3 protein-coding genes are annotated in these 6,335 nt (G+C 72.0%); 1 reads left to right on the top strand and 2 read right to left on the bottom strand.

Annotated features, from left to right (window positions below):
- On the bottom strand, positions 1-283 hold a 283-nt coding region (locus GTW43_RS30840), incomplete at its 3' end, for a DUF397 domain-containing protein (RefSeq protein WP_161305278.1).
- A gap of 168 nt (positions 284-451) precedes the next feature.
- The gene (eccCa, locus tag GTW43_RS30835; RefSeq protein ID WP_161305277.1) at positions 452-4,426 is read right to left on the bottom strand and encodes a type VII secretion protein EccCa; all 3,975 of its coding nucleotides are present in this window, start codon (positions 4,424-4,426) and stop codon (positions 452-454) included.
- Positions 4,427-4,729: 303 nt separating this feature from the next.
- Between eccCa and eccD the strand changes: the two genes are divergently transcribed.
- Complete coding sequence (gene eccD, locus GTW43_RS30830) at positions 4,730-6,247, top strand: type VII secretion integral membrane protein EccD (protein ID WP_161305276.1); 1,518 nt, start codon at positions 4,730-4,732, stop codon at positions 6,245-6,247.
- The last annotated feature ends 88 nt before the right edge of the window (positions 6,248-6,335 follow it).

Below are 6,335 nucleotides of genomic sequence, written 5' to 3'. Positions count from 1 at the left end.
TGTCCCGCGCCCCCAGGACGAACGCGGTCCATTCCGCCTCCGTGTACCGCAGCACCGTCTCCGGGTCGAGCGACGACCGCATGGCCACCGCGCCCCCCGGGAGCTGCGCGATCTCCACGCGCTCCTCGTCCTGCTCGGTGCCGGGCGCGCCGTGCCACTGGACGCCGGAGATGTCGAGCGCGTAGAGCTCGTCCCTCTCGCGCTCCTTGCGGGCCTTCGTCTCCTCCGGGGACTCCGGCTGCCGTGAGCCCTCCGCGGTCCGCTGGTCCTCTGCCTCCGCCATGGTGAACGGCCCCTTCCCGACGCGCCAACTCCTGCGGTGACAAGACTACGTGGGGCGGCGGCACGACAAGGGGCCGTGGGGAGATCCACGGGATCTTCCCACGGCCCCTCCGTGTCACGTGCTAAGGAGCTGATGGAGCTGATGAGCCGACGGGCGTGCGAGGAGCCGTCAGTCCTCCAGACCGACCTGGATCAACGGCTTGCCCCGCTTGCGTGAGACGAAGACGCCACGGCCGGCGGGCATCGGGCGCGGTCGCAGGCCGCCGAGCAGGTCGCCCTCGGCCGGGTCACCGGCCAGGAGCACGCCCTGTGCGCCGAGCTCCTTGATGCGCTGCATGAAGCCCTCGTACCCGGCGCGGCCCGCGCCCGCCGTCGAGCGGGCGATGATGAAGCGGACGCCCACGTCGCGCGCGAACGGCAGCAGTTCGGTCAGACCCGCCAGCGGGTTGCCACTGGACGTCGACACCAGGTCGTAGTCGTCGATCACGACATAGACGGTCGGTCCGCGCCACCAGCTGCGGTCGCGCAGCTGCTGCGCCGTCACGTCCGCGGTCGGCGTGCGGCGCTGCATCAGGTCGGCCAGCGCGTCCATGTGGTGCTGCATCTGGTTCGACATCGGGATGTACTCGGCCAGGTGCGACTGCGGCGTGACGTCGAGCAGCGAGCGGCGGTTGTCGACCACGAACAGCTTGCAGACGTCGCCGCTGTAGCGCTGGGTGAGCTGACGGATGATCAGCTTCAGCAGGTTGGACTTGCCGGACTCGCTCTCGCCGAAGACCAGGAAGAACGGGTCCTGCTCGAAGTCCACGAACACCGGCTCGAGGTTGTCCTCGTCCAGCGCGAACGCGACACCGCGCTCCGGGAAGCGGTCGCCCGGCGGCAGCTGGCGCGCCGCGAACTCGCGCGGCAGCAGCCGCACCGCGGGCGCGCCCGGCTGCGTCCAGTGCCGCGACACCTCGGCGGACAGCGCGCTCGTCGCCTCCGCCAGGTCCGTGTCCGAGGACAGGCCGTCGATGCGCGGGACCGCCGCCATGAAGTGCTGCTTCTGCGGGGTCTGGCCACGACCGGGCACACCCGTCGGCACGTTGGCCGCGACCTTGCGGTCGAACTCGGAGTCCATCGTGTCGCCGAGCCGCAGCTCCAGGCGGTTCATGAGGTGGTCCTTCATGTTCGCCCGGACCTCCATGGACCGCGACGCCGTCAGGACCACGTGGATGCCGTACCCCAGACCGCGCGCGGCGATGTCCAGGACGATCGACTCGAGACCCTCGTAGTCCGAGCGGAAGTTGCCCCAGCCGTCGATCAGCAGGAACACGTCGCCCCACGGCTGGTCGGTCATCGAGATGTCGCCCCGCGCGCGGCGTGCGCGGAAGTCGGCGATCGACGCGATGCCCGCCGTGCGGAAGTACTCCTCGCGGCGCGTCAGCACCCCGTAGACCTCGGCCGCCGTACGGCGCACCTTCTCGGGGTCGAGACGGGACGCCACGCCGCCCACGTGCGGCAGCCCCTCGACGGCGGCGAGACCGCCACCACCGAAGTCGAGCCCGTAGAACTGGACTTCCTGCGGCGTGTGCGTCAGGGCGAACGACGCCACGATGGAGCGCAGCAGCGTCGACTTGCCGGACTGCGGGCCACCGAGGATCTGCATGTGACCGGCGGCGCCGCCGAAGTCCACCCACAGCGGGTCACGTCGCTGCTCGTACGGCTTGTCGACGAGACCGACGGGGATGACCAGACGCCCCGCGCCCTCGTACCCGGGCTGGGTGAGGCCACGCCCCTGGACGGGCGCCAGGCCGGGCAGCAGCGAGTCCAGGGACGGCGGGCTGTCCAGCGGCGGCAGCCACACCTGGTGGGCCGCCGGGCCCTGCGCCTCGAGCCGGCGCACGATCACGTCGAGCACGGTGTCGGCGAGCGCGTCGTCCTTGTCGTCGCGCGGCGTCTCCTGCTCGCCCTCGCGCTGCTGCGGCACCGGCATGTACTGCACGGGAACCTCGGCCGCGGTGAACAGCGCCGGGCGCCGGTCCACCGGCAGCGGGCCGCCCGGCGTCGCGACCTGCGCAGGCCCGGTGCGGTACACGCCGGAGACGTACGCCGCCTTGAAGCGCACCATCTCGTCGGTGCCGAACTTGAGGAAGCCGGAACCCGGCACGTTCGGCAGCTCGTAGGCGTCCGGGACACCGAGGGCGGCCCGGGACTCGGCCGCGGAGAACGTCCGCAGACCGATGCGGTACGAGAGGTACGTCTCCAGGCCGCGCAGCCGGCCCTCCTCCAGGCGCTGCGAGGCGAGCAGCAGGTGCACGCCCAGCGAACGGCCGATGCGGCCGATCTGCACGAACATCTCGATGAAGTCGGGCTTCGCGGTCAGCAGCTCGGAGAACTCGTCGATCACCAGGACGAGCGACGGGATCGGCTGGAGCGGCGCACCGGCCACGCGCGCCTTCTCGTAGTCGTGGATGTTCGCGTAGTTGCCCGCGTCGCGGAGCATCTCCTGGCGGCGGTTGAGCTCACCGCGGATGGAGTCGCCCATGCGGTCGACGAGCGTCAGGTCGTCCGCCAGGTTGGTGATCACGGCCGCGACGTGCGGCATCTGCGCCATGCCGGCGAACGTGGCACCACCCTTGAAGTCCGCGAGGACGAAGTTCAGCGTCTCGGAGGAGTGCGTCACCGCGAGACCGAGCACCAGGGTGCGCAGCAGCTCGGACTTGCCGGAACCGGTGGCACCGACACACAGACCGTGCGGGCCCATACCCTCCTGCGCCGCCTCCTTGAGGTCGAGCATGACGGGGCGGCCGTCGTCGCCGACACCGATCGGCACGCGCAGCCGCTCGGCCTGCGAGCGGGGGCGCCAGGTGCGCTTGGTGTCGACGGTCGCGGCGTCGCCCAGGTTCATCAGGTCGGTGAACTCGAGGTTGGCCAGCAGTGGCTCGTCGTCGCTGTCGCCGCCCGACGCCATGCGCAGCGGGGCGAGCTGGCGGGCGAGCGCCTCCGCGCCCGCGTACGAGAGCACGTCCGGGGTGCCCTCGTAGACCATGCCGTGCGCCGACTCCAGGCGCAGCATCTTGGGGTGGACGACGATCGACAGGTCGCCGCGCCCGGCGTGCAGATCACCGGGGACGACCTCGAGGACCGTGACGCCCTGGAGACCCTCGGGGCTCGCCAGGATCGAGGTGGGCGGCAGCGAGACGCCGTCCAGGACGACGACGAGGTGCGGCTGCTCGGGGACCGGGGCGCCACCGGGGTGGAAGCGCGGGCGGCCCTCCAGGCGCGGGGCGAGCAGGTCCTCCAGCTCCACCGGGTTCGTCGTGATGAGGCGGCGACTGCCCGCACCGTCCGACTGGCCGGGCACCTGGGAGTGCGGCAGCCACTTGGCCCACTCCCACTCGCCGACCGTCTCGCGCCCCGCGGCGACCGCCACGACGAGGTCCTCCGGGGAGTGCAGCGAGGCGAGGGAGGCGGCCACCGCGCGCGCGGTGCCGCGCACGGTGGCCGGCTCGCCGCTCACGGACACGTGGTAGAAGGCACGCAGCGAGACCGCCATCGGCAGGTTCTCGAGCGCGCTGTGGGTCGCCAGGAAGCGCTGCATGGCGCCGGCGGTCAGCGGCTCCAGCTCGTCGACCGGGGCGGTCTGCGGGGGCACCAGGGGAGTGGCCAGGCCCTGCGCGCCGAGCCCGACCCGCACCTGCCCGAAGTCCTCGTCACCGGTGCGGCGCTCCCAGACGCGACTGCCCTCGGCGACCAGCGCCCACAGTTGCTCCGGCGAAGGGTGCAGGTAGTACTGGGCGTCGCGCTGCTTCTTCGCCGTACCCAGCGCCTCGCGCCGCGTCTGCGCCAGGTAGCGCAGGTAGTCGCGGCGCATGTCCGCCATCTGTCCCTGGTTGCCCCTGCGGTAGCGGACCAGCATCGCGATGCCCATCGAGATGGTGGACGCCACCATCACCATGCCCATGATCCGCATGAAGGGCGGGGACGACGGGTTGAAGAAGAACACCACCGAACCGCCCATGCCGAGCATGGGCAGGATCTGCATCAGGGCGCCTTCCTGCTGCCCCCGCGGAAGCTCCGGCGGAGGCTGCAGCACCACCTCTTCCGTGGGCACCTCGGACGGCAGTGCCCGAGGTGGGCGCTTGACGACGATGTGGCTCACTCTGCACCAATTCCCTTGCCGGACCGAGCGTTTCCGTCCGCCGCCCCGTGTCAGGCGGACGTCGATCGCGGTTCGCGATCCTACTGACAACCACCGACAACGGCGGGCGGTAGGGTGCCGGAGGTACGCGTGAGCAGGGGTGAAGAGGGCCAGGAAAACGGGGCATTCGGCACGGTTCGGAACGAGTGGTTCCCCGGGCCCGTGCGAAACGGCCCGGCTGACCGGCCCCGCGCCGCCCGCAGCGCGACGTACACAGGATCTTTACAGCACGCCTTCGCGAACAAGGGGGAACAGCAGGTGAGCATGACGGCCTCCGCGCCGGCCGGCCGGGCCGGCGGACCGGGTACCGGAGCTCCCGCGTCGGCGGGTACGGGCCTCGGCTTCTGCCGCGTCACGATCGTGGCGCCCGACAGCCGGATCGACGTGGCCCTCCCCGACGACGTGCCGGTCGCCGACCTGAACCCCGAGATCCTGCGGCTCTCCCAGCAGAGCCCGGCCGAGGGCGCCCCGGTGGGCTACCACCTCGTGCGCCGCGACGGCACGGTCCTCGACAGCGCCCGCTCGTTCGCGGCGCAGCGCATCCTGGACGGTGAGCTGCTCACCCTGCGCCCCTTCTCCGAGTCGCTGCCGCCCGCCGTCTACGACGACGTCTCCGAGGCCGTCGCCTCCGCCGTGACCAAGGACCGCACCCTGTGGAGCGGCGACCTCACGCGCGCGGCGGGCCTCGTGGCCGGCGGCGTCCTGCCCGCCCTCATGGCGTTCGTGGCCTGGAACTCCGAGCTCCGCCACGACATGAACAGCCTCCAGGGAGTCCTCGCCGCCGTCGTCGGCGTCCTGCTGATCACCCTGGCCTGCGTGCGCGCCCGGGTCTACGACGACCGCGGCTCGGCCGTCGCCCTCGGTCTCGGCGCCCTGCCGAACATGGCGGTGGCGGGCTCCGGCCTGCTCGCCCTCTCCGACGGGCAGGGCATCGGACGCCTCCAGTTCCTGCTCGCCTGCGCGGCGGTCCTGGTCGCCTCCGTGGTGCTCACCCTGGTCTCGCCCGGCGGCGACGGTCCCTTCGTGGCGTTCGTCTTCGCCTCGCTGATCGGACTCCTCACGACCTTCATCGCGATCCTCACGGACCTGAAGCCCATCGAGACGGCCGCCGTGTGCGCGCCGCTCGCGGTGAGCGCCCTGGCGTTCCTGCCCGGCCTGTCCATGCGCTTCGCCCGGCTGCCCATCGGCTTCGAACCGCCGAACCCCGGCCGCGCCAGCTACGAGACCAGCGCCGACCCGGCCGACGCGCACGAGGCCGTCGACGCCGAGCGCGTCGCCGCGCAGGCCCGCCGGGGGCACGAGCTCCTCGTCGGTCTCGTCGGCGGCTGCGCCCTCGTCTCCGTGGGCGCGTCGATCGTCCTCGGCTTCTCCAGCAACGTGTGGGGGCAGCTGCTCGCCCTCGCCACCGGCGTCGCCATGCTGATGCGCGCCCACCTGTTCCGCTACACCGCACAGGTCGGCGCCACGCTCGCCGCCGGTCTGGCCGCGCTGGTCTTCCTGGGGCTCGGCCTCGCGCTGCACCCGCCGGTCGACTACGTGCGCGACGCGCTGTTCAAGCAGGACACCACGGCCCTCGACATCCGCAGCGTGTGGATCATCGCGGCGATCGGCGCGGCCACCGCCCTCGTGACGGCCATCGGTCTCATCACTCCGCGTCGCGGTGTCACCCCCTTCTGGGGCCGCTTCCTGGAGATCGGCGAGACGTTCGTGCTGCTCACGCTGATCCCGCTGGCCCTCGCCGTCTTCGACGTGTACGCGTCGGCGCGGGCCATGACCAGCTAGAAGACCAGCTGGAACGGGCGTCGGTCAGGGGCGCGGCCGGCGGCTGGTACGCTGTGTGACGGCCGCTCGTGTACGCGCCCCCGGCATG

This window comes from Streptomyces sp. SID5785 (assembly GCF_009870065.1).
In the GTDB taxonomy this organism is placed as follows: Bacteria; Actinomycetota; Actinomycetes; order Streptomycetales; family Streptomycetaceae; genus Streptomyces.
The sequence above is the reverse complement of the archived record's forward strand: the minus strand, read 5'-3'. Positions and strand labels throughout refer to the sequence as shown.

Excerpts from the sequence above, each read along its gene's own strand:
- eccD (WP_161305276.1), top strand. The coding sequence starts at position 4,730 with ATGACGGCCTCCGCGCCGGCCGGCCGGGCCGGCGGACCGGGTACCGGA.